General features: G+C 36.4%; 26 protein-coding genes. 10 read left to right on the forward strand and 16 right to left on the reverse strand.

Annotated features, from left to right (window positions below; translation table 11 throughout):
* Window positions 1-796 precede the first annotated feature (796 nt).
* Both PB01_RS19935 and PB01_RS19940 read right to left on the reverse strand, forming a co-directional pair.
* Complete coding sequence (locus PB01_RS19935) at window positions 797-2,338, reverse strand: Mur ligase family protein (RefSeq protein WP_151701784.1); 1,542 nt, start codon at window positions 2,336-2,338, stop codon at window positions 797-799.
* Between the two features lie 217 nt (window positions 2,339-2,555).
* Window positions 2,556-2,849, reverse strand: coding sequence for a DUF6509 family protein (locus PB01_RS19940; RefSeq protein WP_151701785.1), 294 nt, complete (start codon window positions 2,847-2,849; stop codon window positions 2,556-2,558).
* 663 nt (window positions 2,850-3,512) lie between these two features.
* On the opposite strand from PB01_RS19940, the gene PB01_RS19945 reads away from it, so the two are divergent.
* Window positions 3,513-4,352 (forward strand): STAS domain-containing protein, encoded by an 840-nt coding sequence (locus tag PB01_RS19945; protein ID WP_151701786.1) that lies wholly within the window; start codon window positions 3,513-3,515, stop codon window positions 4,350-4,352.
* 47 nt (window positions 4,353-4,399) lie between these two features.
* Here the strand turns inward: PB01_RS19945 and PB01_RS19950 are convergent, their stop codons facing one another.
* Both PB01_RS19950 and PB01_RS19955 read right to left on the reverse strand, forming a co-directional pair.
* Complete coding sequence (locus tag PB01_RS19950; RefSeq protein ID WP_151701787.1) at window positions 4,400-5,053, reverse strand: glyoxalase; 654 nt, start codon at window positions 5,051-5,053, stop codon at window positions 4,400-4,402.
* A gap of 12 nt (window positions 5,054-5,065) precedes the next feature.
* A complete protein-coding gene (locus tag PB01_RS19955) occupies window positions 5,066-5,509 on the reverse strand; it encodes an ASCH domain-containing protein (protein ID WP_151701788.1) in 444 nt (147 codons plus the stop codon).
* Window positions 5,510-5,652: 143 nt separating this feature from the next.
* Here PB01_RS19955 and PB01_RS19960 point away from each other — a divergent pair, with 143 nt between their 5' ends.
* Together PB01_RS19960 and PB01_RS19965 are read left to right on the forward strand one after the other, a co-directional pair.
* Window positions 5,653-6,828 carry an alanyl-tRNA editing protein gene (locus PB01_RS19960; RefSeq protein WP_151701789.1) on the forward strand — a complete coding sequence of 392 codons (1,176 nt, stop codon included), beginning with the start codon at window positions 5,653-5,655 and terminating at the stop codon, window positions 6,826-6,828.
* Window positions 6,829-6,894: 66 nt separating this feature from the next.
* Window positions 6,895-7,473, forward strand: a complete 579-nt coding sequence (locus PB01_RS19965; protein ID WP_225986112.1) for a transporter — start codon at window positions 6,895-6,897, stop codon at window positions 7,471-7,473.
* 37 nt (window positions 7,474-7,510) lie between these two features.
* Here PB01_RS19965 and PB01_RS19970 read toward each other — a convergent pair whose 3' ends face one another.
* Window positions 7,511-7,789, reverse strand: a complete 279-nt coding sequence (locus PB01_RS19970) for a hypothetical protein (RefSeq protein WP_151701790.1) — start codon at window positions 7,787-7,789, stop codon at window positions 7,511-7,513.
* A gap of 160 nt (window positions 7,790-7,949) precedes the next feature.
* Here PB01_RS19970 and PB01_RS19975 point away from each other — a divergent pair, with 160 nt between their 5' ends.
* From PB01_RS19975 to PB01_RS19990, 4 genes are all read left to right on the forward strand, one after another.
* Window positions 7,950-8,345: a MarR family winged helix-turn-helix transcriptional regulator gene (locus tag PB01_RS19975; RefSeq protein WP_151701791.1), complete on the forward strand. Its 396-nt coding sequence runs from the start codon at window positions 7,950-7,952 to the stop codon at window positions 8,343-8,345.
* Between the two features lie 19 nt (window positions 8,346-8,364).
* Window positions 8,365-9,534 carry an MFS transporter gene (locus tag PB01_RS19980; protein ID WP_151701792.1) on the forward strand — a complete coding sequence of 390 codons (1,170 nt, stop codon included), beginning with the start codon at window positions 8,365-8,367 and terminating at the stop codon, window positions 9,532-9,534.
* Window positions 9,535-9,635: 101 nt separating this feature from the next.
* Window positions 9,636-10,172 carry a superoxide dismutase family protein gene (locus PB01_RS19985; RefSeq protein ID WP_151701793.1) on the forward strand — a complete coding sequence of 179 codons (537 nt, stop codon included), beginning with the start codon at window positions 9,636-9,638 and terminating at the stop codon, window positions 10,170-10,172.
* 17 nt (window positions 10,173-10,189) lie between these two features.
* Complete coding sequence (locus PB01_RS19990) at window positions 10,190-11,272, forward strand: CAP domain-containing protein (protein ID WP_151701794.1); 1,083 nt, start codon at window positions 10,190-10,192, stop codon at window positions 11,270-11,272.
* A 488-nt stretch (window positions 11,273-11,760) separates the two neighbouring features.
* Here the strand turns inward: PB01_RS19990 and PB01_RS19995 are convergent, their stop codons facing one another.
* The 7 genes from PB01_RS19995 to PB01_RS20020 form a co-directional block, all read right to left on the reverse strand.
* Window positions 11,761-12,435 (reverse strand): DNA alkylation repair protein, encoded by a 675-nt coding sequence (locus PB01_RS19995; protein ID WP_225986113.1) that lies wholly within the window; start codon window positions 12,433-12,435, stop codon window positions 11,761-11,763.
* Between the two features lie 9 nt (window positions 12,436-12,444).
* Window positions 12,445-13,176: an oxygen-insensitive NADPH nitroreductase gene (gene nfsA, locus PB01_RS20000; protein WP_151701795.1), complete on the reverse strand. Its 732-nt coding sequence runs from the start codon at window positions 13,174-13,176 to the stop codon at window positions 12,445-12,447.
* A 119-nt stretch (window positions 13,177-13,295) separates the two neighbouring features.
* Complete coding sequence (locus PB01_RS20005) at window positions 13,296-13,652, reverse strand: DUF779 domain-containing protein (protein WP_151701796.1); 357 nt, start codon at window positions 13,650-13,652, stop codon at window positions 13,296-13,298.
* 20 nt (window positions 13,653-13,672) lie between these two features.
* Window positions 13,673-15,193 (reverse strand): aldehyde dehydrogenase, encoded by a 1,521-nt coding sequence (gene adh, locus PB01_RS20010; RefSeq protein ID WP_151701797.1) that lies wholly within the window; start codon window positions 15,191-15,193, stop codon window positions 13,673-13,675.
* Between the two features lie 208 nt (window positions 15,194-15,401).
* Window positions 15,402-16,439 (reverse strand): LLM class flavin-dependent oxidoreductase, encoded by a 1,038-nt coding sequence (locus tag PB01_RS20015; RefSeq protein ID WP_151701798.1) that lies wholly within the window; start codon window positions 16,437-16,439, stop codon window positions 15,402-15,404.
* Between the two features lie 3 nt (window positions 16,440-16,442).
* Window positions 16,443-16,604, reverse strand: coding sequence for a hypothetical protein (locus PB01_RS21150; protein WP_192797406.1), 162 nt, complete (start codon window positions 16,602-16,604; stop codon window positions 16,443-16,445).
* Window positions 16,605-16,782: 178 nt separating this feature from the next.
* Window positions 16,783-17,424 carry a VTT domain-containing protein gene (locus PB01_RS20020; RefSeq protein ID WP_151701799.1) on the reverse strand — a complete coding sequence of 214 codons (642 nt, stop codon included), beginning with the start codon at window positions 17,422-17,424 and terminating at the stop codon, window positions 16,783-16,785.
* Between the two features lie 253 nt (window positions 17,425-17,677).
* On the opposite strand from PB01_RS20020, the gene PB01_RS20025 reads away from it, so the two are divergent.
* Window positions 17,678-18,490 (forward strand): YitT family protein, encoded by an 813-nt coding sequence (locus tag PB01_RS20025; RefSeq protein WP_151702140.1) that lies wholly within the window; start codon window positions 17,678-17,680, stop codon window positions 18,488-18,490.
* Window positions 18,491-18,535: 45 nt separating this feature from the next.
* On the opposite strand, the gene PB01_RS20030 is transcribed toward PB01_RS20025, so the two are convergent.
* The 3 genes from PB01_RS20030 to PB01_RS20040 all read right to left on the reverse strand — a co-directional run bounded on the left by PB01_RS20030 (window position 18,536) and on the right by PB01_RS20040 (window position 21,896).
* On the reverse strand, window positions 18,536-20,041 hold the full coding sequence (locus tag PB01_RS20030; RefSeq protein WP_151702141.1) for a succinyl-CoA:acetate CoA-transferase ScpC: 1,506 nt from the start codon (window positions 20,039-20,041) through the stop codon (window positions 18,536-18,538).
* Window positions 20,042-20,267: 226 nt separating this feature from the next.
* Entirely contained in the window at window positions 20,268-20,912 is a 645-nt protein-coding gene (locus PB01_RS20035; protein WP_151701800.1) for a LytTR family DNA-binding domain-containing protein, read from the reverse strand.
* Window positions 20,913-20,942: 30 nt separating this feature from the next.
* Window positions 20,943-21,896 carry a TRM11 family SAM-dependent methyltransferase gene (locus PB01_RS20040; RefSeq protein ID WP_151701801.1) on the reverse strand — a complete coding sequence of 318 codons (954 nt, stop codon included), beginning with the start codon at window positions 21,894-21,896 and terminating at the stop codon, window positions 20,943-20,945.
* A 192-nt stretch (window positions 21,897-22,088) separates the two neighbouring features.
* Here PB01_RS20040 and PB01_RS20045 point away from each other — a divergent pair, with 192 nt between their 5' ends.
* A complete protein-coding gene (locus tag PB01_RS20045) occupies window positions 22,089-22,841 on the forward strand; it encodes an SDR family NAD(P)-dependent oxidoreductase (RefSeq protein WP_151701802.1) in 753 nt (250 codons plus the stop codon).
* Window positions 22,842-22,944: 103 nt separating this feature from the next.
* Here PB01_RS20045 and PB01_RS20050 read toward each other — a convergent pair whose 3' ends face one another.
* Window positions 22,945-23,760, reverse strand: coding sequence for a serine hydrolase (locus PB01_RS20050; RefSeq protein WP_151701803.1), 816 nt, complete (start codon window positions 23,758-23,760; stop codon window positions 22,945-22,947).
* Between the two features lie 99 nt (window positions 23,761-23,859).
* Here PB01_RS20050 and PB01_RS20055 point away from each other — a divergent pair, with 99 nt between their 5' ends.
* Window positions 23,860-24,783, forward strand: a complete 924-nt coding sequence (locus PB01_RS20055; RefSeq protein WP_225986114.1) for an AraC family transcriptional regulator — start codon at window positions 23,860-23,862, stop codon at window positions 24,781-24,783.

Here is a 24,783-nt window from a genome sequence, read left to right on the forward strand (position 1 = left end):
GCAGTGACTACGTCACTGCACGATCTATTTTTTTCGGTAATCTTGTGGCGGTTGTTTGTCCGTCTCCCTCTTGAAATAGGTAGAGACAAGGTACATAAGGTTTGTTTAATAGGAGAATAAATCCTTTCCTATTCTTTTAAAAGCAGACGAAGATGCAATTTCGTCCGCTCAGCGCTTCTTTATTTATGGATTCTATCTATTTTTTCAGGTACCACCAACTCTAATCATCTGCCCACTTATTCATGTATACTGTGGACAGTAAAAGCAAAAACTTATAGGAAATCCTGCTTAAAGTAGTCTGCATTAAAAAGCACTTTAAGTCGGTGTGAATACTCGATGTCTAGTATATCAATTTCATATACTTTCTTATTAGGAACTACTCACTTAATGGATTGTAGTGAAAGGTGGCGACTCTAGCGAGAGGCCACAAGGGTGTTGGTCACGAAGGCGTTGCCACACGATGTGGCGCTATTAGCCTTTGTTCCTATGTGAGACAGATGAGACATCACAAGCGACGCGAATGCGGCGCCCCCGCGGAACGCGTCCACCTGAAACGGAAATCCGCGGTATTCTTAAATTCTTTCAAGTACTATGAACACTGGTTTCGCAGGTTGATAATCCATATACTTTCTTATCTTTTGAAGAAAGACGCAAGCATCCTTTAAGTGCAACTTGTCATTACCAATTCCAGAGTGCTTTGGACGTAACCTCGGTTACACTATTGCCGTTGTATCTTGGTGTATTGAACCGTTGTCTAATAGAAAAAGACCGACATTTTGCAGTCGGTCTTTTCTATTTAGGAGTTTCCAGCTACTCGCTTTTCAAGTGGTTGGAATAGTTTCTTTTTATCCATATTTGGTCGTATGGTTTCTAGTTGCTCTAAAGCAATTTTGGCACCATAGTCCATTCCTTGGCATCCAGCGAGTAATAGTAAGTCACCTTCTGTTACTTCCTGAAGGCTATGCCCTATTGCGTCCGGTAATTCTTCGTATAAATGAACGTTAATCCCTACCTCTTCCATCACTTCTTTAAATACAGCAAGCTCTGCATCGGAAACTATATCCTTTTGCGTGACATGAGAGCGGCTAAGCGTTGCAATAACTTCATGGATTCCAAGTCTAGGTGCCCATCTTGCAATAGCTTCTGCATTTTCTTTATTTACTGTAACTCCTCTATCACCGCGAATTGCATACACAAGAGAGACACGATTGAAATCCATTTTTTCTAAAGTGCCCAGCGTAATATCTATATTTCCGCTATTAGCAAAGTGGTCATCAATAATTTTAAAGTCGTCCTCGAATATTATTTCAAACCTACGCTCAACTCCAACAAATTCATACAAGCTTTTTTGAATAGTTTCTATAGGCACTTCACATAATAATCCGATTACAATACTAACCATGGAGTTATAAACAGAGTGAAATCCAGGTGTAGAAAGTTCAATTTGAAAATGTTGCTTTGGAATTACAAGATCTTGTGTAACTAGATCCCGCGTAATATCTACCGTGAATTTTGCACGACCCGTAGATAAATCCAAGTTTCTACAAATGACATCTGCCGACTGTTCTTCTACTCCAATAGTGATCACTTTTGCTTTTGTTTTATTGACAAGAGAAGCAGAATATTTGTCGTCTAAATTTAATATAGCGACTTTGTCTGCTCCCGCATTTCGAATCAAGCTAGATTTATGTTCAAAATAATTCTCAAATGACGAGTGCAAATCGATATGCTCACGACTTATATTATTCAGTGTAACGATATCAAAATCCACACAACCTACTCGATTTAACTCTAATGCGGATGAAGAAACTTCCATCGTTGCATGTGAAACGCCTGCATCAACCATCTGTGCATAAAAACGTTGCAAGTCTAGAGATTCTGGAGTGGTCAATTCAGATGGCTCCGCATAATCACCAATCTTTACAACAACCGTTCCCATTAATCCTGTTTTAAGTCCATTATTTTCTAGAATAGCATTCGTCATAAATGATGTGGAGGTCTTTCCATTTGTAGCAGTAATACCAATTGTTTTAAGTTTTTGAGTTGGATGATCATAATATGCATCCGCAAGTGTCGCTAAAGCATTTCGCCCGCTTTCTACTTTGTACTGAGGTACATCTAAACCTTCTATAAATTCTTCTACTACGAGTGCGATAGCCCCGTTTTCTACTGCTTGTCCAGCAAACTGATGTCCATCCGCTTTAAACCCTCTTACACAAACAAACACTTGTCCTTTTTCAACTTTTCTCGAGTTATATGCAAGCCCTGCTATATCTATTTGTTTTGTATGAATGACTTCTTTAACGTTTACGTGTTCCATTAACTTTGTTAATTCCATTGAAATGTCCACCTTTTCACATGATTAAATTAGCCTTGGCGTATTTTTATAGCGTTTACGGATAAAGTATCTGCGCCATCCTGGTGCGGCCTTAACGTTAAGCTACAGGGATTAAATGCCTGCAGCATAACGTTACATGTTATGTTACAGTTTACCCCAATTAGCACAAGAAAAAAACTGAAAGGAGAATTATAAAAGGAGAAGGTTTTCCCTTCTCCTATATTGCTTCGGTATAGTGTTCCTTGCAAAATGTAAGTATCTCTATTTCTTCTTCATCTTCTAGACCAAAATCTAATAATTTACCATTGCTTCGGTATAAAATATGGTACTGTACAATTCGCTCGTTAGCATCTTCAACAGCTAAAATAACTCGTAAATCTAATGATTCACCATCCCCATATAATTCATCCTCTTCAGGCACTTCAATACCTAATAGAAACTCATAACGATCTCCTGCTATAATACCCGTTGGATCTTTTATTTTTCCCACTTCATAGGATGTTATTTTCAAAAATTCCACCTCCGTTTACTTATATTATCACTTTCTTAACAGAAAATAATCCAATTTCTAATTTGTTGTTATAATGAAAATAATACATTATCTAAAGGGGAGCTAAAAAATGAAACTGAGTGCCGAAAAATTGATATACATAGTGGTCCCGCTTTACCTGTTATTATTAGTATTTGGAAAAGGATTAAATACTATTCTCTACTCTGTAATATCCTTTATTCTTGGAATTACAATGCTATATCTTGCATTTAAACTTTTACGAAAACAAATGAATGAACGGAAAAGGTCATGAGAATCACTGCGCTCGATGCAGGCATTTTTAGATGAAACGCATTAATTCATCCGCTATTTCATTCGTCAATCTATAAGTATTGATCATAACCCATGACATCATATTTAAAAGTAATTTCCTCTTTTTTCTGAATCTATACTCGTTATCCATAGTAGTCTAACTTGAGTCCAACATTCCTACGATATCCACTTTAACATGAGAAGATGGCAAATTATTAAATAGATTACTCGTCTTTAATGTATTTCACCTTACATTTTTTTGCATTTAATTCTATCAATCTCATCTAATTTTCACGATAATCATACTAGAATAATAACTTTCAATAAACTACAATAGGTTTACGAGATGCAACAGTGGAGGGGTTAGAGGTTATGAGTCAGCTGACAAAAAATCTACATGACTTTATTATTGAAAACAAATCAAATATAACAGATGAATGGCTTTCTAAACAGTTTTTGGAAGATCCTAAGTATATCTCTTCGAACTCGGAGATATATTTAAGAAAAGAAAATGGTGCTTTAATAGAAGCAATTGCCTCTATATACGTTCAAGATCCAGAAGAATACCAAAATTATATTGATAATCGAGCTGCGGATGTTGCTAAAAAAAGAGCCGCTGAAGCTTTCCCTCTCTATGAAAGCATTCGTTCGTTTCGTAGCGTACGTAAAACATTATGGAAATTTGTTCAAATTTTTATGGACCAAAATAATGGCACAGTCACTACTCAGGATGTCAGCGCTTGGTCAGATAGCATGAATACAGCATTTGACTACATTATTGAAAGCTTCGCTAAGCATCATCACGATCATACACAACAAATACTGACTAGTCAGCAAGCGCTGATCACAGAACTTAGTAGCCCTGTAATCCCTATAAAAGAAGGGATAGGTGTATTACCACTTGTCGGCAATATTGACTTCCAACGCGCAAAATTAATATTGGAATCCACTTTAGAACAATGTTCGGAAAAAAAACTCACTAAAATATTCATAGATTTATCTGCTGTTCCTATCCTAGATACAATGGTGGCACAACAACTATACCAATTATTAGCTGCATTAAAGTTAATAGGAGTAGAGCCTATTTTTTCAGGAATCCGTCCAGAATTAGCACAAATTTCTCTATCTCTTGGTATAAGTTTTTCAGATACAAAAACATATTTTTCCTTATCCCGTGCGTTAGAAGTGCATACAAATTTATATGTTAAATAATTAAAGCGACAGAAGAACTCTCACATGAAAGTTTTCTGTCGCTTTTATTATATTATTTCAGCTCTTCCTTCATTCGAAACAACAATTCTCTTTCCATCTGTAAGTTCTATCTCCAATGGAGAAATTTCACTCATTCTTTTTGAAAAATACCATCGTCGTTTAGGTGGAACCAATAAAATAAACGTTTCTTTACTTCCTAAGAAGTTCAGTTCATTCGGTTCGATATCCACATGACCTGAGATAGGAATGCCAATATTTTGGAGTTGTTCCCCTACCTCTTCTACAAAAGGAGTGGTAATGCTTACCTCACTTAAATTTAACAGTGACTCCACACTAAAATCACTCCATTTATCCACATTACGTCTAGCAATGAATTCAATCACATTTCCGACTGGGTCCTCAAAGTAAAAGGCATCTGCTTCGAAACGTGAATAATAAATTTCATCCACCGCATCCTCTCTGTTTAATCTCACTTTTTCTAATGCCCAGTGTTTAGCAAGCTTAAACTGATTTCCGGGAATATTAATCGCAAAATGATAAGATGCAGGTTTTTCAGACTCCCGAAAGATAAGTGTCGACTTACCAATGGATGCAGTGAAATGCTTACTACTAGCTTCTAAAATGCTAAGTCCAAGCACATTACCATAAAACCCCTTTAATTGCTTTAGCTTATTCGTATACAATATTACTGAATTGAACATTCTCTCACCCCGTTATTTGACATCAATTAATTCAAATCGTTCACACACAAGTAGCATATCCTCTGAAAACTCTAAATCTACTTCTCTTAATGCTTCCGTAAAAAACTGTACATGCACTTTTTTCCAATAATCGTATGACCGATCCCCTTCTCCTTCAGCGTATGCAAATGCTTCTGATACTTTGTTCATCGGTGTTATCGTCACTTCAGAGGTTCGAATAATACAAACTGGCTCGTCTTTGCTATTTAACACAATACTGTAGTCATCCACTTTTGGAAGAGGTTCCTTTTCTAATTCGTAAAAGACACGCCCAGAGCAAGTAGCGGTTTTCACTTTATCCACGACTAGTTGGGCTAATACATCTGGACTTCCCCCAAATTGCCATGCACTAATTGAAGTCGGCATTTCTTTGTCCTTCCAAAATGCATCCCAATAATTTTGTGCTTGGACATTCATTTTTGACCCCTCAATTCTTTGGTCATGTTTATTTACAGTATAGGGAAGACTTACAGTAATTACTATGGGTAAAAAGAGCAACAGTTTAAAATGAATTCTGGCTTCTTTTTATGGTAATATTTTTTATTAAGGAGTGATTTCATATGACAAACAAACTTTATTATGAAGATCCGTACATACAAACGTTTTCCGCAAAAATTCTAAAACAAACACAGGATTATGTGGTGCTTTCAGAAACAGCATTTTATCCTACTGGTGGTGGTCAACCGAATGATAGTGGAACACTAAATGGCATCGCTGTCACGAATGTAGAATTAATAGAAGGGGAAATTAGACATCACCTAGCGACAAGTCTTCTAGCTAATACGGAGTATGTAGAGGGGGCTATTGATTGGAAAAGACGGTTTGATCATATGCAGCAACATGCCGGTCAACATATTTTGTCAGCTGCTTTTGATAACCTATTTGGATTTAAAACGGTTAGCTTTCATTTAGGAAAAAACAGCTCCACAATTGATTTGGATGTAAATGAGATTTCTGCGCATCAGTTAGCAGAAGTAGAAGCACTGGCAAATGAAATAATTCTAGAAAACCATCCGATCGAGACAAAGTGGATAACAGAAGAAGAACTTGCTCAATACAAGCTTCGCAAACCTACTAAAGTGAAGGAAGATATACGACTTGTCATAATACCTAACTTTGACTATAACGCCTGTGGTGGAACACATCCAAAAACAACGGGCCAAGTTGGACTTATTAAAATTTTGCAGATGGAGAAACAAAAACAAAATATTCGAGTGGAATTTGTTTGTGGAGCAAGAGTTATTACTCATCTGCAACGTAAACATACTATTATTACTAATTTAATAAATAGTTTAAGTTCCCCGGAAGAAAAACTAGAGGATGCTGTGCACACTTTACTGAATAACGTCAAAATGCAAGAAAAACAAATATCAAACTTAAACGGGCTACTTTTGCAATATGAAGCAAATGAACTTATTAGAAATACGAAAGGAACAATACTGACGGCCAATTTTCAAAATCGTACTATTCAGGAACTGCAAAAACTCGCAAAGCTAATTACTACTGAATCGATCGAAACGTTATGTATTTTAGTATCTCAAAATGAAGATCGCATACAAATAGTTGCCGCTAGGGGAAGTTCTGTAAATCAAAATATGAAAGAACTGATAGAAAAAATCCTTCCACTTATTAACGGAAAAGGTGGTGGAAACAACACGATTGCACAAGGTGGCGGAGAAAATAGGATATCAACTGAGCAATTATTACAAAAATCACTAGAATATATTACCGCATAACCACCGTTCCATAATAATCCTCCTCACATATACTAGGTTGAATATATAGTGAAAGGAGGATTGTTTATGAACAACCAATTTCCATATTTTCAAAATCAGCCAGGAGCAGGACAACAAGGTCCTCCATCTGGAAATCAATACTTTCCAGGAAATATGATGCCAAACCAAGGGCAAGGCCAGGGACAATACCCCAACCAATATCCAGGGCAATATCCTAGCCAGTATCCGGGTCAATATCCCGGACAATATCCTAGCCAATTCCCTGGACAAATGCCAGGTCAAATGCCAGGTCAAATGCCGGGACAAATGCCGGGACAACAGCAGTGGCCGCATGGATATGATCATTCAGCTCCCCCTAGTTTTCCACCACTTGATCCGCCTGAAGCACAAGGAGGAGCACCAACTAGTCCACCGCCTTCTTTCGTACCACAGCAACAAAATGTTGGAGTGTTCGCGGTAGATCCAGGTTCTATACGTGGCTGTTTACGCCGCAATACTTATATATGGCTGACAAATGGTAGTGCTTTTTGGCTTTTTCCAACCTTCGTTGGTCGAAACTCCATTTCTGGATTCAGATGGAATGGCCGTATGTGGACCTTTTATGGTACCGATTTAAATAGAATCTCTTCTTTTCAATGTTACTAATATCAACTGCGTACTAGTTTAATTAGTACGCATTTTTTTATGGGCGATTTCGATAAGCACGAAGAGAAGTCTTTAACGAAGCGTATGAACCAATCGCAGCACCGCTATAAAAAAAACCCATAAAAATACCTCCTGCTAAATTATGGGGATGACTAATAAATATAGAAATTAGTAAACCAATTATTGTAGCAATCGTAGATACATATTGTGGTTGGATGGGCAATAGTTTCTTCATAATTTCTGTAATTAACATTACAACTGGCACTGCCCATAATGAATCCCATACATTCGTATGGATAATAGGAAACTCTGTCATTATTTCTGCTCCTTTAAAAACTTTATTTTTGTACATAGTTTGTGTAAGAATCTAAGATTCATACACAAAAGAAATATGCCCTGCTTTACAAATTCCATATAGAGAAGTAAAATAGTTTAGCTAGGTAAATATTATAAAAATCAAAGGAGTCACTCATACTATGAATCCACTTTTCCATGAACTTTTTCAGAAGACACGCTTTTTAACAAATGAGATAAATCAATGTCTAAAAAAGCACGAATTATACGCCTCGCAATGGACTGTCATGTACTGTATTCAAAAACATGAAAAAATGTCTTTAACTCAGATATGGAAATACTTGAATGTAGAAGCTCCTACGATTACACGGACAGTTTATCGCTTAGTAGAGCTTGGTTGGGTAGATATTTATCCTGGTAAAGATCGTCGAGAGAAAATAGTACAATTATCCGAAAAAGCAATACAAGAATTCCCCAAAATAATAGCTTCTATACAAGAATTTGAAGAAAGAATGGTCTCAAATCTTACAAAAGAAGAGGAGACTCTTTTGATCGGTTTTTTACAAAAAATTAAATAAATCAGGTGGCTTAGACATTATGAAGAAAAAAGATCCTATATGGACTAAAGCATTTATTAGCTTATTTACAACAAATTTTTCAATTTTTATCGTTTTTTACGGTTTAGTATCTGCACTTCCTCTGTACGCAAAAGATGTCTTATCACGTTCAGATGAAGATGCGGGTTTATTGATGACAATTTTTTTAATTTCTGCAATTATTGTTCGACCATTCTCCGGAAAACTTTTAGATCTTGTAGGCAAGCGCAAAATACTTTGGACTACTTTATTCCTGTATTTAATATGTACAGGGCTTTATTATGTGGTCGAACCTTTTCAAGCGTTATTAGTATTACGATTTGTACAAGGTATTTTCTTTAGTATTGCCACAACTGCAAGTGGATCTTTGGCTGCAGATAATATTCCAACGTCCAGACGTGGCGCTGGATTAGGTTATTTTACTATGTCTACAAACTTAGCGGTTGTTGTCGGTCCATTTGTCGCTTTAACTTTCATACAGTTTTTCTCTTATGACATATTATTTCTATCATTAACTACTTTACTAATCCTCGGTGCGACAGCCGCTTTAATGATACCGGCTGATAAGAAACGAGCTAAATCTCTTCCAAAAACAAAACTATCTTGGAATGACCTTTTTGAGAAAAAAGCTTTGCCGATTGCCTTTAATGCGAGCTTAGTAGCTTTTGCATATGCTAGTGTCCTATCTTATTTATCTATTTATTCACAAGAAAAGGGTCTGTTGCACTTAACGAGCAGTTTCTTTGCCGTTTTTGCCGCTGTTATGCTTTTAACGAGACCATTTACAGGTCGTATTTTTGATGAAAAAGGTCCTCAATATATTATTATTCCAGGTCTATTTTCATTTATAATCGGACTTGTGTTACTTGCCTTTATGAATTCCCCTTCCCTATTCTTACTTGCAGGTGCATTTATCGGTCTTGGTTACGGTGCTGTTGTACCTAGCTTTCAAACGCTTGCAATTCAATCGACAAAAAACGAAAGAAGTGGTTATGCTACCGCTACATTTTTTACATTGTTTGATTCAGGACTGGCCATAGGATCTTATGTCCTTGGATTAATCGCTAGTCGGCTTGGCTATCAAAACTTATATTTATATTCTATCATCTTCCTTTTTATCGCAGTAGTCGTATTTATAGTAAGACAGAAGAAGTTGGACCGTTTTGCTTAATTGCTGAACGGTTTTTCTTTTCCAATTTAATTGTCCATGCATGTATATTCGCCCTGTATTTGGAAAGACTTGAATGGATATAAATTTTGGGAGGGAATTAAATGAAAAAGCGATACATTTTTATTTTGCTAGCTACAATGGTTGTACTTGGAGGGTGTAATTTCTCATCCGCAGATGCTGACTTAAATGAAACCGTGGAAGTTTCGTTAATAAACACAGAAGGAAAAGAAGTTGGCCAAGCTACACTCACAGAACATTCTAAAGGTGTACATATCCACTTAAAGGCAGAAGGATTAACACCAGGAGTAAAAGCTATACATTTTCATGAGACAGCTATATGTGAAAAACCAGAATTTACAACTGCAGGGGCTCATTTTAACCCTACTCACAAGGAGCATGGCTTTGAAAACCCAAAAGGCTATCATGCCGGTGATTTGCCTAACATAGAGATTGGCGAAGATGGTAAAGTAGAATTAGAAACAGTATCTCCTGCATTAGTTTTAGCTGCCGGGAAAAGTAATTCGCTTTTAGACGCAGATGGTAGCTCAATTATTATCCATGAAAATGCAGATGATTATAAAACAGATCCCTCTGGAAATTCTGGAAAACGAATTATTTGTGGGGAAATTAAAAAGTAAGTTGGGCGGTGAATGTGATGAGAAAAGTTGGTTGGTTTTTACTATTTATTTTAGTGATCTTCTTCTCTAGACCGCTTTGGGAAGAGTATGCGGAGGACTATGTAGATCTTTCCTTTTTAACACCCGTAGATGAGTGGATTGATTCTTTAGAGGTAGGTCATTACTTGAATGAGGCCAAAACATATTGGATGGAAATAAAAAGTGAACCAGCAACTACAATTTCTTCTGATCAAGAACCTCCTACAGGAAACGGAATAGAATTAGATCAAATAACACTTGGTATGAAGAAAAGTGAGATTGAAAAAATACACGGTAATGCAAAAAGAGTGAGCTTAAATGAATATAATCTAGTTTGGCATACTTATCATGAAAATTATCAAAACTTCATGATGGTTTCTTATAATATAAACAATAAGGTAAATGGAATGTTTACCAATCAACCCTCTCAATCAGCTTTCTTAGGATTGCAAATGGATAGTACGAGGGATGAGGTCCACTCAGTTCTTGGTAACCCCCTAACTAAACTGAGGAAAGGTAATATTGTCTATATTCTTCCAGACATAGGAGAATATGATTTATATCTGATTGATGAAAATTATGTGACTCTTTTTTATGATTTACATGAAAATAATACGATTACGGCCATACAAATAATCGCAAAATCGGTGGAAAACAATCAGCCATCTACTTTTGGAAAACCATCTGAAGAGTTGAAAAAAGGATTTGAATTCCAACTTTTCGATTTAACAAATGCTGCACGAGCAATACGTGGTCTATCTATTCTTACTTATGACCAAGCTGTGAGTAATACAGCTCGAAAACATAGTGAAGATATGGCAATTCACAATTATTTTAGTCACGAAGATCTAGAAGGTAAGTCTCCATTTGATAGGATGGAAGAGGATGGTTTACTATTTATGTACGCTGGTGAGAACTTAGCTTACGGACAAGCAAGTAGCATCTTTGCCCATGAAGGTTTAATGAACTCCATCGGTCATCGTAAAAATATTTTAAGTAGTGATTTTCATAATTTAGGAGTAGGTACTGCTTTTAATGTAGAATCTACTCCCTATTACACAGAGAATTTTTATTCGAAATAAGAAATACGCAAGCGTCCTTTAAGTGCATCTTGTCTTCTCTATTTCTAGAGTGCTTTGGACGAAACATTTGCTCCTGCGGTTACTCGTCGCAAAGAGAATTTTGGCTACACTATTACCGCGGGAATTTTTGTGGATGGAGAAGTGACTACGTCACTTCTCCATCCACTTTTTTTCGATAATCTTGTGGCGGATGTTTGTCCGTCGCCTTCTTGAAATTTGTGGAGACAAGGTGCGTAAGGTTTGGTTAATGAGAGATTAGATACTTTCCTATTCTTTTAAAAGCGGACGAAGATGCAATTTCGTCCGCTCAGCGCTGCTTTATCAATGGATGCTAACTATTTTTCTTTAGTTCTGCTTTCCATCCAAATATACAGTTGTAAATAGATACTTTTTTACAGATTTTTGGCCAAAACTGCACACTATCTATAGTTGAAAACTTTCCAGCATCCCTGTGGCTGAAAGGGACGCTTGTAAATGGTATTCCTTTTTTATTTAAAATGTTTTAATGCTTCTCGCTTACTTAAAGCAGCAAGTTGCGTATTTTCTACAAATCGGTGAACGACTTCTGGGTTTGTTTTCGCATATTCTCTAAGTACCCACCCTATCGCCTTTTGAATGAAAAACTCTTTTGAAGTTGCGTGACGTTGAACAGTCGTAAATAACAGTTCTTCATTTGTGTCATTCTTATATTTTAGTTGATGTAAAATAGAAGCCCGATTTGTCCACATATTCGAAGACTTTGCCCATTCGCCCATAATGACTTCCCCTTCCACTCTATTAGCTTTCACAATATCTCCAACAATCTTTGGTGCAATCGAGTCTATGCTATCCCACCACGAATGATTTTCAATTATCTTTAGGCAAAAAGGTAAATCTTCTATCGTTAGTTTCTTTTTATATTTACCTAATAATTCGATTGCCACGTAATGATATTCTCGCTCTTCTAATTGAAAGAGCTCCCATACCTCATCATGTAATGATTCGAATGAAGGAAGCTCATTTTCTTTTATAAGTGCACTAAAAACCATTCTTCGTTCCGGGGTTTTAATCCCCAAAAAAGGGAAGTTGTTTTTCATATATTTTGCCATCGGTATTGCATTTTCTTCGTTTCGATGCGGCTCCATATAACTTTTAACTAGTTCTGTTGACCATTTAAGCTTCATATTTAATCCTCATTTCAAATGGAATCCTTTACTAGATAGAAATTCCGCCATATGCGAACGTCTTGGTGTTTTTAGAAAATCAGCCATTGATTTAGTCCAATTTGCAACTTTTTGGTTGGATCCTCTGCCGACATAATAATCTTCCATTGTCTGGTCATATTCCTTTAATAGTCCTTCGTATTTAGAGCTATCATATTCATTTTCATGAAGTACTGCAGCTACAGGAAGTCTAGGTTTTACATCATTTTGTTGATCAGGTATCCCTAAAGTAAGTGCAAATAACGGAAAAACTCCTTCTGGTAAGTCAAACAAACGACTGATTTCCGCAGGTTCATTACGTACCCCGCCTATATAGCAAATTCCATACCCTTTAGATTCTGCAGCAATTACTAAATTTTGTGCAAATAAGGCGACATCCACTGTACCTACTAATACATTTTCAGTAGTATCCATCATAATATCCGTATCTTGCATTTTACCAGCTGCTTGAAGACGATGAAAATCAGCGCATAATAAAAACGCTGCTCCTGCAGTTTCAAATTGCTTTTGGTTGCTAGACAGTCTACCTAACTCTTCTTTTTTCTTATCATCTGTCACCCAGATAACGCTATATGCTTGTACAAAATGGGAGCTTGCGGCATGTTGAGCAGTTTCTATAAGCTCTGAAACTTCCTCTCTAGACAATGTATAATCTTTATATTTTCGAACAGATGCATGATTGCGTAATAATTTTTCTACCATCTTGTCTAACCTCTTTTCTACATTTTTCTTTATGTATAGTATAGCTGAATATTGTGAATGGAGAAAAAAATTAAAAGCGAATTAGAATGTCTTTAACAGACTCCCTGATTCGCTTTTATTCAAGTTTGTAAATGCCTATTTTCTTCTGCAGTGAAAGCTCTGGATCTTGTTAAAAAACGTTTCCCCTCAACACCTTCAAGGGAGAACATGCCCCCACGTCCGTCCACTACATCTATTATTAGCTGTGTATGCTTCCAATATTCAAACTGACTTTTATGCATATAAAAGGGTGTATCTCCAATACTTCCCAAAAACACATCCTGATCTCCTAAAATTAAATCACCATCTGGATAACACATGGGAGAGGACCCATCACAACAGCCTCCCGATTGATGAAACATTAGCTGACCATGCTTACTTTTCAATAATTCAATGAGTTCTAGTGCAGTGTCTGTAGCGATTACGCGTTCAACCATCTACACTCACCCTTTCCTTATCAAAAGAATCCAAGTTTGTTTTCATTATAACTAACAAGAAGGTTCTTAGTTTGTTGGTAGTGGTTGAGCATCATTAAATGATTTTCTCGGCCAATACCTGACATTTTATAACCACCAAATGCAGAATGAGCTGGATATTGGTGATAGCAGTTTGTCCAAACACGTCCCGCTTGAATACCACGTCCAAAACGATACGCCGTGTTCATATTACGTGTCCAAATGCCAGATCCTAATCCGTATAATGTATCATTTGCAATTTCCAGTGCTTCTTCTTTTGTTTTAAAAGTTGTTACAGATACTACTGGACCGAAGATTTCCTCTTGGAAAATGCGCATATTGTTCGTACCTTTAAACACTGTTGGTTTAATATAATATCCATCTGCAAATTCTCCATCAAGTATATTACGTTCTCCTCCGATTAAGCACTCTGCACCTTCTTGCTTTCCAATATCTAAGTAAGACATGATTTTTTCCATTTGTTCAGTAGATGCCTGTGCACCCATCATTGTATTTGGATCTAATGGGTTTCCAATTTTAATCGCTTCCACGCGTGCCAGTACTCGTTCGATGAATCGATCATAAATAGATTCTTGAATAAGTACACGAGATGGACACGTACAAACTTCTCCTTGGTTTAAAGCAAATAGAACGAATCCTTCTACTGCTTTATCCAAAAATGCATCATCTTCATCCATAATATCTTCGAAGAAAATATTTGGTGATTTACCTCCAAGCTCTAACGTTACTGGAATTAAATTTTGAGACGCATATTGCATTATTAAGCGACCAGTTGTTGTTTCACCTGTAAACGCTATTTTACTAATTCGTGGGCTAGATGCCAGTGGCTTACCAGCTTCTAATCCAAATCCATTTACAATATTCAAAACGCCTGGTGGTAATAAATCACCAATTAACTCCATAAGAACTAAAATAGATGCAGGCGTTTGTTCTGCAGGTTTTAAGACGACGCAATTTCCTGCTGCAAGTGCCGGTGCAAGTTTCCAAACAGCCATTAATATTGGGAAGTTCCATGGAATAATTTGTCCAACTACGCCAAGCGGCTCATTAAAATGATAGGCAACGGTATCATTATCAATTTGACTCAAATTTCCTTCTTGTGCACGAATAGCCCCTGCAAAATAACGAAAATGATCAATTGCTAATGGCAAGTCAGCGTTTAATGTTTCACGAACTGCTTTCCCGTTATCCCATGTTTCCGCAACTGCAAGCATCTCTAAGTTTTCCTCTATACGATTTGCAATTTTATTTAATATATTTGATCTTTCCGCCACGGAAGTTTTACCCCATGCATCTTTTGCTCCATGTGCTGCATCTAAAGCAAGCTCAATGTCTTCTGCAGTTGAACGTGCAACTTGGGTAAATACTTTCCCTGTGATTGGTGTTACGTTTTCAAAGTATTCTCCTTTTACCGGGGGTGTCCACTCGCCATTAATATAGTTTTCATACTTGTCCTTAAATGAAACCTTCGAGCCTTCTGTATTCGGAAATGCATAAACCATTCTGTAATTCCTCCCCTTAATATCTTTTGGCACATTCCACATCTTATGTAGACACGCCTTCACGTATGCGCTTTCAAAACTATTTAAATAAAAATAGTCTTATATCCATTTTGACAGATTAGGTTTAATATTTCAATTATTTACACTATTCTTTTGATAAAAAATAACTCAAGCACATTTAGTATATACTCAAGTCATTTTTCAAAATTTATTTATTTGTCTCTCTTCTTACAACAGGAGCTACTTCTGTTGCCAGTAGTTCTATTCCTTTTGCAACCTCACTAATTGATTGACCGCCAATATCGATTTGTGCTATGAATCGTTGATGTCCAAATAATTCATATTGATAAAGAATCTTTTCAATAATTTGTTGTGGACTACCTACAAATAGCGCTGTTTCTGGACTTACCATATGTTCAAAATCAGAACGGGTCATTCTTGTTTCCGTGCCTCTTTGTTTATTCACATAAGACCAATAATTGGAGTAATATGGATAGAACTCATCTTTTGCTTGTTGTGTTTCTTTCGCAATATAGGTGTGACCTGTTACCCCAACCTGTAAGCTATCACGAGCATGACCGACATCTGCTCCTACTCGTAAATATAAGTCTACCAGTGGTTTAAAGTGCATAGGATTTCCACCAAGGATAGCAAGAACCAATCCAGTCCCAAGCCTTCCTGCTCTAATAGCACTTTCCGTTGAACCACCAACACCAATCCAAATGGGAAGTTTCTCTTGAACTGGTCTAGGAGAAATCATTGCATTTGCTAGGATTGGTCGAAATTTACCTTCCCAAGTTACTATTTCTTCGCTATTTAATTGCTGGAGCAATTTAATATTCTCTTCAAATAAAGCATCGTAATCGTGCAAGTCATATCCAAAAAGAGGAAAAGACTCCACAAATGCTCCTCTTCCTGCTATTATTTCGGCTCTACCATTTGAAATTTGATCTAACGTAGCGAAATCTTCAAATAAGCGGACGGGATCCAATGTACTTAAAACGGTTGTTGCACTTGTTAATTTTATACGCTTTGTTGCTTGTGCAACAGCTGAGAGTACAACTGCTGGAGAGGAGATGGTGTAATCTAATCGATGATGTTCTCCAACTCCGAAAATATCAAGCCCTGCTTCATCTGCCAACTTGCCTAGTTCTATTACCTCTCTTAAACGCTGTGATGCACTTATGGTTTTTCCAGTAAGCGGATTTGGTCCAAGGTCGCCAAAAGTATAAATACCAATTTCCATTGCTTACTTCACCTCTGCTACTAATTCAAATCGTTCAATTAGATGCGGAGGATTTGCAATTTCATCTATATCTGCCATTGCAATTACCTTATGGGACTTGTCAGACATTTTTTTATAAATAATACTTTCCGTTTTTCCAGTTGCACCTATTACACTAATCGCCAACCTAATTACCTCCTGTTTGTTTAACTAATTTTCCGTATTAATCTAAAGTTATTAAAGATAGTATATGAACAACCACTCTAAAGCGACTACCGATTTACATCCTATTTCACCTTTCCATGTAAGTTCTTATTTCAGACAACAAAAAAAGCGCTACAAATGCTGTAGCGCTTTCCTTTACTCACTTTTTCATACGACTTTTCAAAAGTCCTATTATTCCAGGTAAAACGGAAACAAATATAATAAGCAATAAAACCGTTGAGAAGTTATCTTTAATTATAGGGATACCTCCAAAGAAATAACCCAGTACCGTTCCTAAAGTTACCCACAACGCTGCACCCATCACATTATAAACGATAAAATCACGATAATGCATTTGGCTTGCTCCTGCAATAAATGGTGCAAACGTGCGAATAAATGGCATAAATCTAGCAATGACTATTGTTTTTCCGCCGTGTTTGTTAAAAAACTGTTCCGCCTTAAACATCTTCTCTTGGTTAATCCACTTCCCAAGTAAACTATTGGGAGGAATAGAGGTCCCTACTTTTTTCCCAATCTGATAATTCATCGTATCGCCAAGAACCGCTGCTACAAAAAAGACAAGCCACAACAAAGTAATGTGAAATGCTCCAACCGCCGCAAATGCTCCGCTTGCAAATAATAGAGAATCTCCAGGTAAGAAAGGAAAAATAACAACACCAGTCTCAATAAAGACAATCAAAAATAATATTGCATATGACCATCCGCCGAAATTATGAATAATATCTACCAAATGCTCATCTATATGCAAAATAAAACTAATCAAACCTTGAATAATTTCCATTTATGCTCTCTCTTTCTCAAAATAATTCTTACTCATTATACCATAATATATTTAGGTCCATATTATCTCACCTAACGAAGGCGTTATCCTTTAATTATTCTGAAACTTTATATAAAATATAGAGTATAGGTTACTTTTAGAAAAGAGGTTGATAACATTGGGTGACATATCAAATGGTATATGCTTGGAAGCTAAAACTGTCAAAATCCCACATAGGAGTGCTCCAAAAAAGGTCTTGTTTGCACGGATTATAATGATTGCTGTTGGTGCAATATTAATGGCTGTTGGTTTAGAACTATTTTTGGTTCCTAACCTAATATTAGACGGTGGAGTTGTTGGTGTTTCCATCATCCTTTCTCATCTTACAGGTCTTCGTTTAGGAGTTTTTATATTTATCTTGAACATCCCTTTCTTTTTCCTCGGTTATAAGCAAATAGGAAAAACCTTCGCATTATCTACACTATTTGGTATTACTGTCTTATCCATTTTCACATCGTTATTACATAAAGTTGACCCTGTAACTACAGACTTATTACTTTCCACTGTATTTGGCGGAATCGTGTTAGGGATCGGAGTTGGTCTTGTAATTCGAAACGGTGGTTCTCTTGATGGATCTGAGATTCTAGCAATCTTATTTAATAAGGCCCTCCCGTTCTCTGTCGGAGAAATCATTATGATTATTAACTTAGTTATTTTCTCAGTAGCAGGATTCGTCTTTACATGGGAGCAAGCGATGTATTCATTTTTAGCCTACTTCATTGCATTTAAAACGATTGATATTGTTATTCAAGGTCTAGATGAATCTAAATCTGTTTATATAATAAGTGATTATATAGAAGATATTGGAGATACAATTATGGATCGTTTAGGACGTGGTGTTACTTATTTGCACGGTGAAGGTGCATTTACCGGAGACAATAAAAAAGTGATTTTCACCGTCATTACACGATTAGAAGAAGCTAAGCTTAAAACGATCGTAGAAGAGATTGATGATCATGCTTTTCTAGCGGTAGGTAATATTGCAGAAGTTCGTGGTGGAAGATTCAAGAAAAAAGATATTCATTAAAGAATAAAAACCGATTACATCCGCGGATGAGATCGGTTTTTATTTTTAAACGAGTTTTTCTAGCATCGTCCCATGTTCAGCTAAATTCGTATGGAATGAAAATGCCTTTTCTAGTACATGAGGAGTTTGTCCTCCTCTTGTTAAAGCTTCCTCATAGTAATGACTTAATTGTTCTTTATAGTGAGGGTGTGCACAGTTTTCAATGATTAGTTCTGCTCGTTCCCTAGGTGCTAATCCACGTAAATCCACATAACCTTGCTCCGTCACAACTACGTCAACGTCATGCTCCGTATGATCCACGTGCGCTACGAAAGGAACGATACTTGAAATGTTCCCGCCCTTGGCAATTGATTTTGTCACAAAAATGGCTACTCGTGAATTACGGGCGAAGTCTCCGGAACCGCCAATCCCATTCATCATTTTTGTTCCAGAGACATGAGTAGAGTTAACGTTCCCATAAATATCGAATTCTAAAGCAGTATTAATAGCAATTAATCCGAGACGACGTATGATCTCCGGGTGATTTGTTATTTCTTGTGGTCTTAATATAAGCTGATCACGATACTTTTCAAAGTTCCCATATACTTGCTCCATTTTCTTTCCTGAAAGTGTAATAGAACATGCTGATGCAAAGTTTACTTTTCCAGCATCTATTAAATCAAACACAGAGTCTTGTAGTACTTCTGAATATACTTGTAAATCCTCAAACTCAGAATCGATCATGCCATGTAATACAGCATTAGCAACGGAGCCAATCCCTGATTGTATGGGTGCAAGTTTATTTGTAAACCTGCCCGCCTTCACTTCTTCACGTAGAAATGTAATTAAATGCTGAGCAATTTCTTCCGTTTCAAAATCTGGAGAAACAATTGTGGAAGGGGAATCTATATGTTCTGTAAACACAATCCCTCTTATTTTTGCTGAATCAAATGGAATACCCATTGTCCCAATTCGATCATCTACCTTTGTTACAGGAATGGGCTCTCTTTCCCCTTGATCTGCTGGTTCGTATAAATCATGCAATCCTTCTAATAATTCCGAATGACCCAAGTTTATCTCTACTATAATATTTTTTGCTTGTGATACAAATGTTAGAGAGTTACCAACAGAAGTAGTTGGAATAATCATTCCATCTGACGTAATTGAAATCGCTTCCACTATTGCAAAGTCAATTTCAGGTAAAGCTCCTGATCGAATCATTTCCGCTGTATGTGATAAATGCTGATCGACGAATAAATGTTTACCAGCATTAATGTTTTTTCGCATTGTTGCATCTGCCTGGAATGGCAAACGCTTATTTATGATACCTGCTTCTGATAATAACTTGTCTATATCGGAGCCTAAAGATGCTCCTGTAAAAATATTCACTTTAAAATCTTCTTTTTTCGCTCTTTCCACTAAAGCAAATGGAACCGCTTTCGCATCACCTGCACGTGTAAAACCACTTAACCCCAATGTCATTCCATCTTGAATCCATGATGCTGCTTCATTCGCACCAACAACTAGACTATGTAAACTATTATCCTTAATACGCTCAAGATTCTTTATCATCACTTGAGATCCCCCTTGAATATAGCATTTAGATAATTTTATCGTGTTTTGTCACAGTTTCGAAAAAAAATGACGAATACTCGTTTTATACGTTTGAAGCAGCGAACGCAATTACTAAACCAGCATTCTTTTGAATTAAAATACAATCCGTATTTCCTTTGGAGAAAATTAATGAAAAAAAACGCTTGAATTTCAGGGAGTTTTCCCCTTACTCAAACGTTTATCTTTAAAATCCTAATAGCTTTCGAAAATAACTTGAATACGATTGACTCACGGATATTTTTTCTTCATTATCCATCGCAAGTACAAATGTAGAGTGCGTATCTGGAAAAATTTCTTTTATATGATGTACATTGACGATAAAGGATCTATGACATCGAATAAACATTTCCTTTGGAAGCCTATATTCAAAGTCTTGTAATGAACTAGTATGCGTACCAGAGAACGTTTTCGTTACAATATATGTTTTACGATCTTTAGCTTCTAAATAGTAAACATCTGTAAAAGGGATAGGTTTCCATCCATCTTGCGTCTTTATTGTAATAACTGATTTTCCTTCCGTGAAAGCAGGATAAATAGCTAAAACACACCCTTCTAGTTCTCCTTTGAACTGAAATGGCACTGCCATGCCATGATAAGGTACTCCAAAAACTTCCCTGTCTATAAATTCGGAAACCTTTTGCTTACTATGCAATGCTTTGTAAGCAATCGTTCCTTCTTTTACAGAATCTCCTGGAGTAATTTTCAAATCTATTCGCTTACTTGGGCGATAATATATATATTCTTCGGTATTAGAAACGGCAATAGAAATTTCATCTGAAAACAATTCACCAATTACGTCTAAAAGTGCAACAATGGATAAATCCTTCATCCTTTGTTCTCCTTTCTAAATGAAATTAAATCATTCGCATACGACTATTTCACGAGAAAACTGTTGCTTTGTTGTTATGCAGCGGTCCGTTATTTGAAAGCCCACCGTTTTTAAACGATCATCCATCGATTCAATTGTTACAATGACTACTTTTTTTGCAATTCTTCTGGCATGTTTTAAAATGGTGAACTGTTCTTCCCAAGATGCACTTGTATATAAATTGTACGGTAAATCGATAATAGCTACATCATATGTTTCCGTTATGTCTTCTATTGCACTCTTTTTTACATCACCAGTTAAACCAAAATAAGCAATATTTTCTCTTGATCCTTCACAAACTAATGGATTAATATCTCGACCAACGATATGTATCCCCATAGATAACGCTTCTACTAGTACCGTTCCTATTCCACAACAAGGATCTATTGCCAAGATTCCTTTTGGATGCGGAACTGCTATATTTGCTACAGCCCTAGCAACGCGTGTGCTTAAAGCTGTAGAATACTCTCTTGGTTTTTTTACATGATGAAACCATATCGGTTCACTTTTTGTATACAAACCAAAATACCAGCGACCACCATATGGAACTATTGCGTATAGCTGGTCGGGATTATGTAAATCAAACTCTCCTTGCATCTCACTTCCGATTGCTCGTTCTATTTGAAGACGCTCGCTATTTTCAATTTTATCTTTACCTTGGCGATCGTTAATTTTCAGGAATATCACTTTATTCGTCTCATTTTCTGAACCAAAAGCAGAAGCCTGTGCAATGATCTCTTCTACTGTGTCACCATCTATTAAAATTTCTACTCGACCTTTCATAAATGGACTTCTACTAGGATCGATTTTCACTTGGCTTTTTATAATTTTTATTTCTGTGTCTTCTCCAAAAAAAGAGCGCATCTCTAAATGACATAAAGAGCGTTCTGCATCATTGTATGCATATGTATAAATGAATGCCGGTTGTCGGCTAATGTTCGTCAATATATTCCCTCCAATAGTATCTCTATTATAGCATGCTATATTCTTCAAGTGAGATACATACATATCAGAATATTGGAGTAAGCTTAGCATATATCAGAAAGAAACTTTAAATTTGTAAACGCTATTTCTTGGAGTTATAATTACTTTGTTGTTAAATATTTTAATGTTAAAATAGTTCAGGAGGAAATGCAAATGACTAGATTAGAAGGTAAAATAGCTATTATTACAGGCGCTGGTTCGGGTATGGGACGTGAGGAGGCACTTTTATTCGCAAGAGAAGGTGCAAAGGTTGTTGCAACAGATATTAATGAAGTAGCTGTACAAGCAGTAGCGGAAGAAATTAAAGCAGCTGGCGGAGAAGCAATTTCGGTTGCCCATAACGTTACTTCTGAAGAAGATTGGAAGAAAGTTTATGAGAACACGATTAACACTTTCGGTAAATTAGATGTACTTGTAAACAATGCAGGTATTAGCCAACGTCCTAGTATGGAAGAACTTACAATTGAACAATGGGATCTCATTATGAACATCAACGTTAAAAGCGTGTTCCTAGGAACTAAATTAGGATTACCTCATTTCCGTGCTAATGGTGGCGGTTCTATCGTAAACATTTCTTCTATCGCTGGGTTAAAAGGTAGCTCAGGCGCTGGTGCTTACACTTCTTCTAAAGGAGCAGTACGCATGTTAACGAAAGCGTGTGCAGTTGACTATGGTAAAGATAATATCCGAGTAAACTCAGTACACCCTGGTTTCATCGTGACGCCAATGAGTAAAGCGTACATGGAAGACGAGAAAATGAGTAAATGGTTCTTGGCTCAAACTGCTCTTCCACGTGTTGGTCAATCAGAAGAAGTTGCTGAAGCAGTATTGTTCTTAGCATCCGATGCTTCTTCTTACATTACTGGTGTGGAACTTCCAGTTGATGGTGGAGTAACAGCGAAATAATTATACATGTAAAAACCGATTTCTTCTGAAAAGAGGATCGGTTTTTTGTTTAGTTTTCATTTTTTATGACCTATAAAGACACCTAGTCTAATTATGCATAAAGTTAACATATCGCACCTTCTTGTAAGTAGTTATATATTTTTCCCCCTATCTCCGTTAAAATTTGCTTCGATAATAAGTCATCTACATCCTTCGATAGAACAGTTGCAATTAGCTTCCGTTGTCCAACGTAAAAAATGCCGACATCATGACGCGTCCCTGGAATCCATCCCGTTTTATGTGCCAGCTCCCATGCAGTCATACCATTATTAAAATTGGAATAGGGGGATGGCAACTTGTCTGGTAAGCAATCTTTTATTTGCTGCTTTTTCATGATACCTATCATTTGTTCACTAGCTTCTGGACTTACTAACTCACCTGTTGTCATCTGTTTTAGCAACTTTGAAATATCATTTGGTGTTATTTGATTAAAGCCTTTTGGATTAGGGTTATTCATCATTAATTTATTATAAAAAGTACTCTTTTCCATACCCGCTTTTTTCAACGTTTGTACAATATTATCCATTCCTACTAGATCAATCATTATATTCGTTGCTGTGTTGTCACTTTGAATAATCATTAACATAATTATGTCTTTAAGGGAGAATGCCGTCCCAGGAGTCAAATGTTGAAGAATACCAGAACCTAAAACAAAATCTTCAGACTTGAGAACAAGCTGATCTGATATTGCTAGTTTTCCCATTTCAGCGGCGGCGAAAACTGCTGCCATAATAGGTACTTTTATAACACTTGCTGCGTAGAAGAGTTCGTCCCCATTCCACACCCACTTCTCACCTAAATCCAAATCTTCCAAAACAATGCCCCAGGTTCCATCCGATTGTTCAATCAATTCTAGAATACTATTTACAAGTGTTTTCACATTTTATCCCCTTTGTTTATATTTTTTAATTTTCATTGATTGTAATCTATTATAATTGAACAGTAAGTTATATTATGAATATTGAATAAATAATAAAAGGTGGAAATTCCAATTCAACAGTTATTTTTATTACAACGGGTAATTGATTATATAGATTTCCATATTAAGGAAGAAATTGATCCAGAGAAACTTGCTACCATTGCAGGCTATTCTCCTTATCATTTTTATAGAATTTTTAATAAGTATATTGGTTATACAGTTATGGATTATGTACAAAAAAGAAAGCTTCAGTTTGCTTTATATGACTTAGTCCAAGGCAAAAAGAAAATTATTCAAATAGCATTGGATTATGGTTTTGAAACTCACTCTGGTTTTACAAAAGCTTTTAAAAGATGCTTCGGAAGTCCTCCTAGCTTATATAAGATGCATTGCCCAATCTCATTGCCACAAAAATTGGATTTACTGAGTCTTCGTCAAAAACAAACTGGGGGTATCGTTATGCAACCAAAAATTGTTCATAAACGAGCTTTTGAAATTGCTGGCAAGACATTCGAGAGTGACATTGAAAAGGTCTTTTATACAAGAGATGCTCCTGCCTTTTGGGAACAAAGAATCCCACCAGATGAGGCAATTGAAAGAACACTGTACGATTTATTATCTCCAAGAGAGCATGGGGAATACTGTATTAATTTAAGTGATACGGATTCACAGGATAAATTCACTTATTTATTTGCAGTAAACTACGATCAAGAAGTTCAACTTCCTGATGGATTAACAAGGTTGAAAATGAAAGATGCGACTTATGCAGTCTTCAGAACCCCTCTCGTAGAAGCTGAGCAATTTGTTCCTTCTATCAAAGGAACTTGGCAATATATTTTGGAGGATTGGTTACCACAATCTCATTATGAGGTGGATGAAATTGTTTATGACTTTGAATATTATGATGAACACTGCCACGACTGGGAATATGAAAAAATATATATGGAAATTTATTTACCAATAAAAGAAAGAATGGAGGTTTAG

Origin of the sequence: Psychrobacillus glaciei, from assembly GCF_008973485.1 — a bacterium.
GTDB lineage: Bacteria > Bacillota > Bacilli > Bacillales_A > Planococcaceae > Psychrobacillus > Psychrobacillus glaciei.

Coding starts and splice junctions, on each gene's coding strand:
- PB01_RS19935 (WP_151701784.1), bottom strand. CDS start 2,338: ATGGAATTAACAAAGTTAATGGAACACGTAAACGTTAAAGAAGTCATT.
- PB01_RS19945 (WP_151701786.1), top strand. CDS start 3,513: ATGAGTCAGCTGACAAAAAATCTACATGACTTTATTATTGAAAACAAA.
- PB01_RS19950 (WP_151701787.1), bottom strand. CDS start 5,053: ATGTTCAATTCAGTAATATTGTATACGAATAAGCTAAAGCAATTAAAG.
- PB01_RS19955 (WP_151701788.1), bottom strand. CDS start 5,509: ATGAATGTCCAAGCACAAAATTATTGGGATGCATTTTGGAAGGACAAA.
- PB01_RS19960 (WP_151701789.1), top strand. CDS start 5,653: ATGACAAACAAACTTTATTATGAAGATCCGTACATACAAACGTTTTCC.
- PB01_RS19965 (WP_225986112.1), top strand. CDS start 6,895: ATGAACAACCAATTTCCATATTTTCAAAATCAGCCAGGAGCAGGACAA.
- PB01_RS19970 (WP_151701790.1), bottom strand. CDS start 7,789: ATGACAGAGTTTCCTATTATCCATACGAATGTATGGGATTCATTATGG.
- PB01_RS19975 (WP_151701791.1), top strand. CDS start 7,950: ATGAATCCACTTTTCCATGAACTTTTTCAGAAGACACGCTTTTTAACA.
- PB01_RS19980 (WP_151701792.1), top strand. CDS start 8,365: ATGAAGAAAAAAGATCCTATATGGACTAAAGCATTTATTAGCTTATTT.
- PB01_RS19985 (WP_151701793.1), top strand. CDS start 9,636: ATGAAAAAGCGATACATTTTTATTTTGCTAGCTACAATGGTTGTACTT.
- PB01_RS19990 (WP_151701794.1), top strand. CDS start 10,190: ATGAGAAAAGTTGGTTGGTTTTTACTATTTATTTTAGTGATCTTCTTC.
- PB01_RS19995 (WP_225986113.1), bottom strand. CDS start 12,435: ATGAAGCTTAAATGGTCAACAGAACTAGTTAAAAGTTATATGGAGCCG.
- nfsA (WP_151701795.1), bottom strand. CDS start 13,176: ATGGTAGAAAAATTATTACGCAATCATGCATCTGTTCGAAAATATAAA.
- PB01_RS20005 (WP_151701796.1), bottom strand. CDS start 13,652: ATGGTTGAACGCGTAATCGCTACAGACACTGCACTAGAACTCATTGAA.
- adh (WP_151701797.1), bottom strand. CDS start 15,193: ATGGTTTATGCATTTCCGAATACAGAAGGCTCGAAGGTTTCATTTAAG.
- PB01_RS20015 (WP_151701798.1), bottom strand. CDS start 16,439: ATGGAAATTGGTATTTATACTTTTGGCGACCTTGGACCAAATCCGCTT.
- PB01_RS20020 (WP_151701799.1), bottom strand. CDS start 17,424: ATGGAAATTATTCAAGGTTTGATTAGTTTTATTTTGCATATAGATGAG.
- PB01_RS20025 (WP_151702140.1), top strand. CDS start 17,678: ATGATTGCTGTTGGTGCAATATTAATGGCTGTTGGTTTAGAACTATTT.
- PB01_RS20030 (WP_151702141.1), bottom strand. CDS start 20,041: ATGATAAAGAATCTTGAGCGTATTAAGGATAATAGTTTACATAGTCTA.
- PB01_RS20035 (WP_151701800.1), bottom strand. CDS start 20,912: ATGAAGGATTTATCCATTGTTGCACTTTTAGACGTAATTGGTGAATTG.
- PB01_RS20045 (WP_151701802.1), top strand. CDS start 22,089: ATGACTAGATTAGAAGGTAAAATAGCTATTATTACAGGCGCTGGTTCG.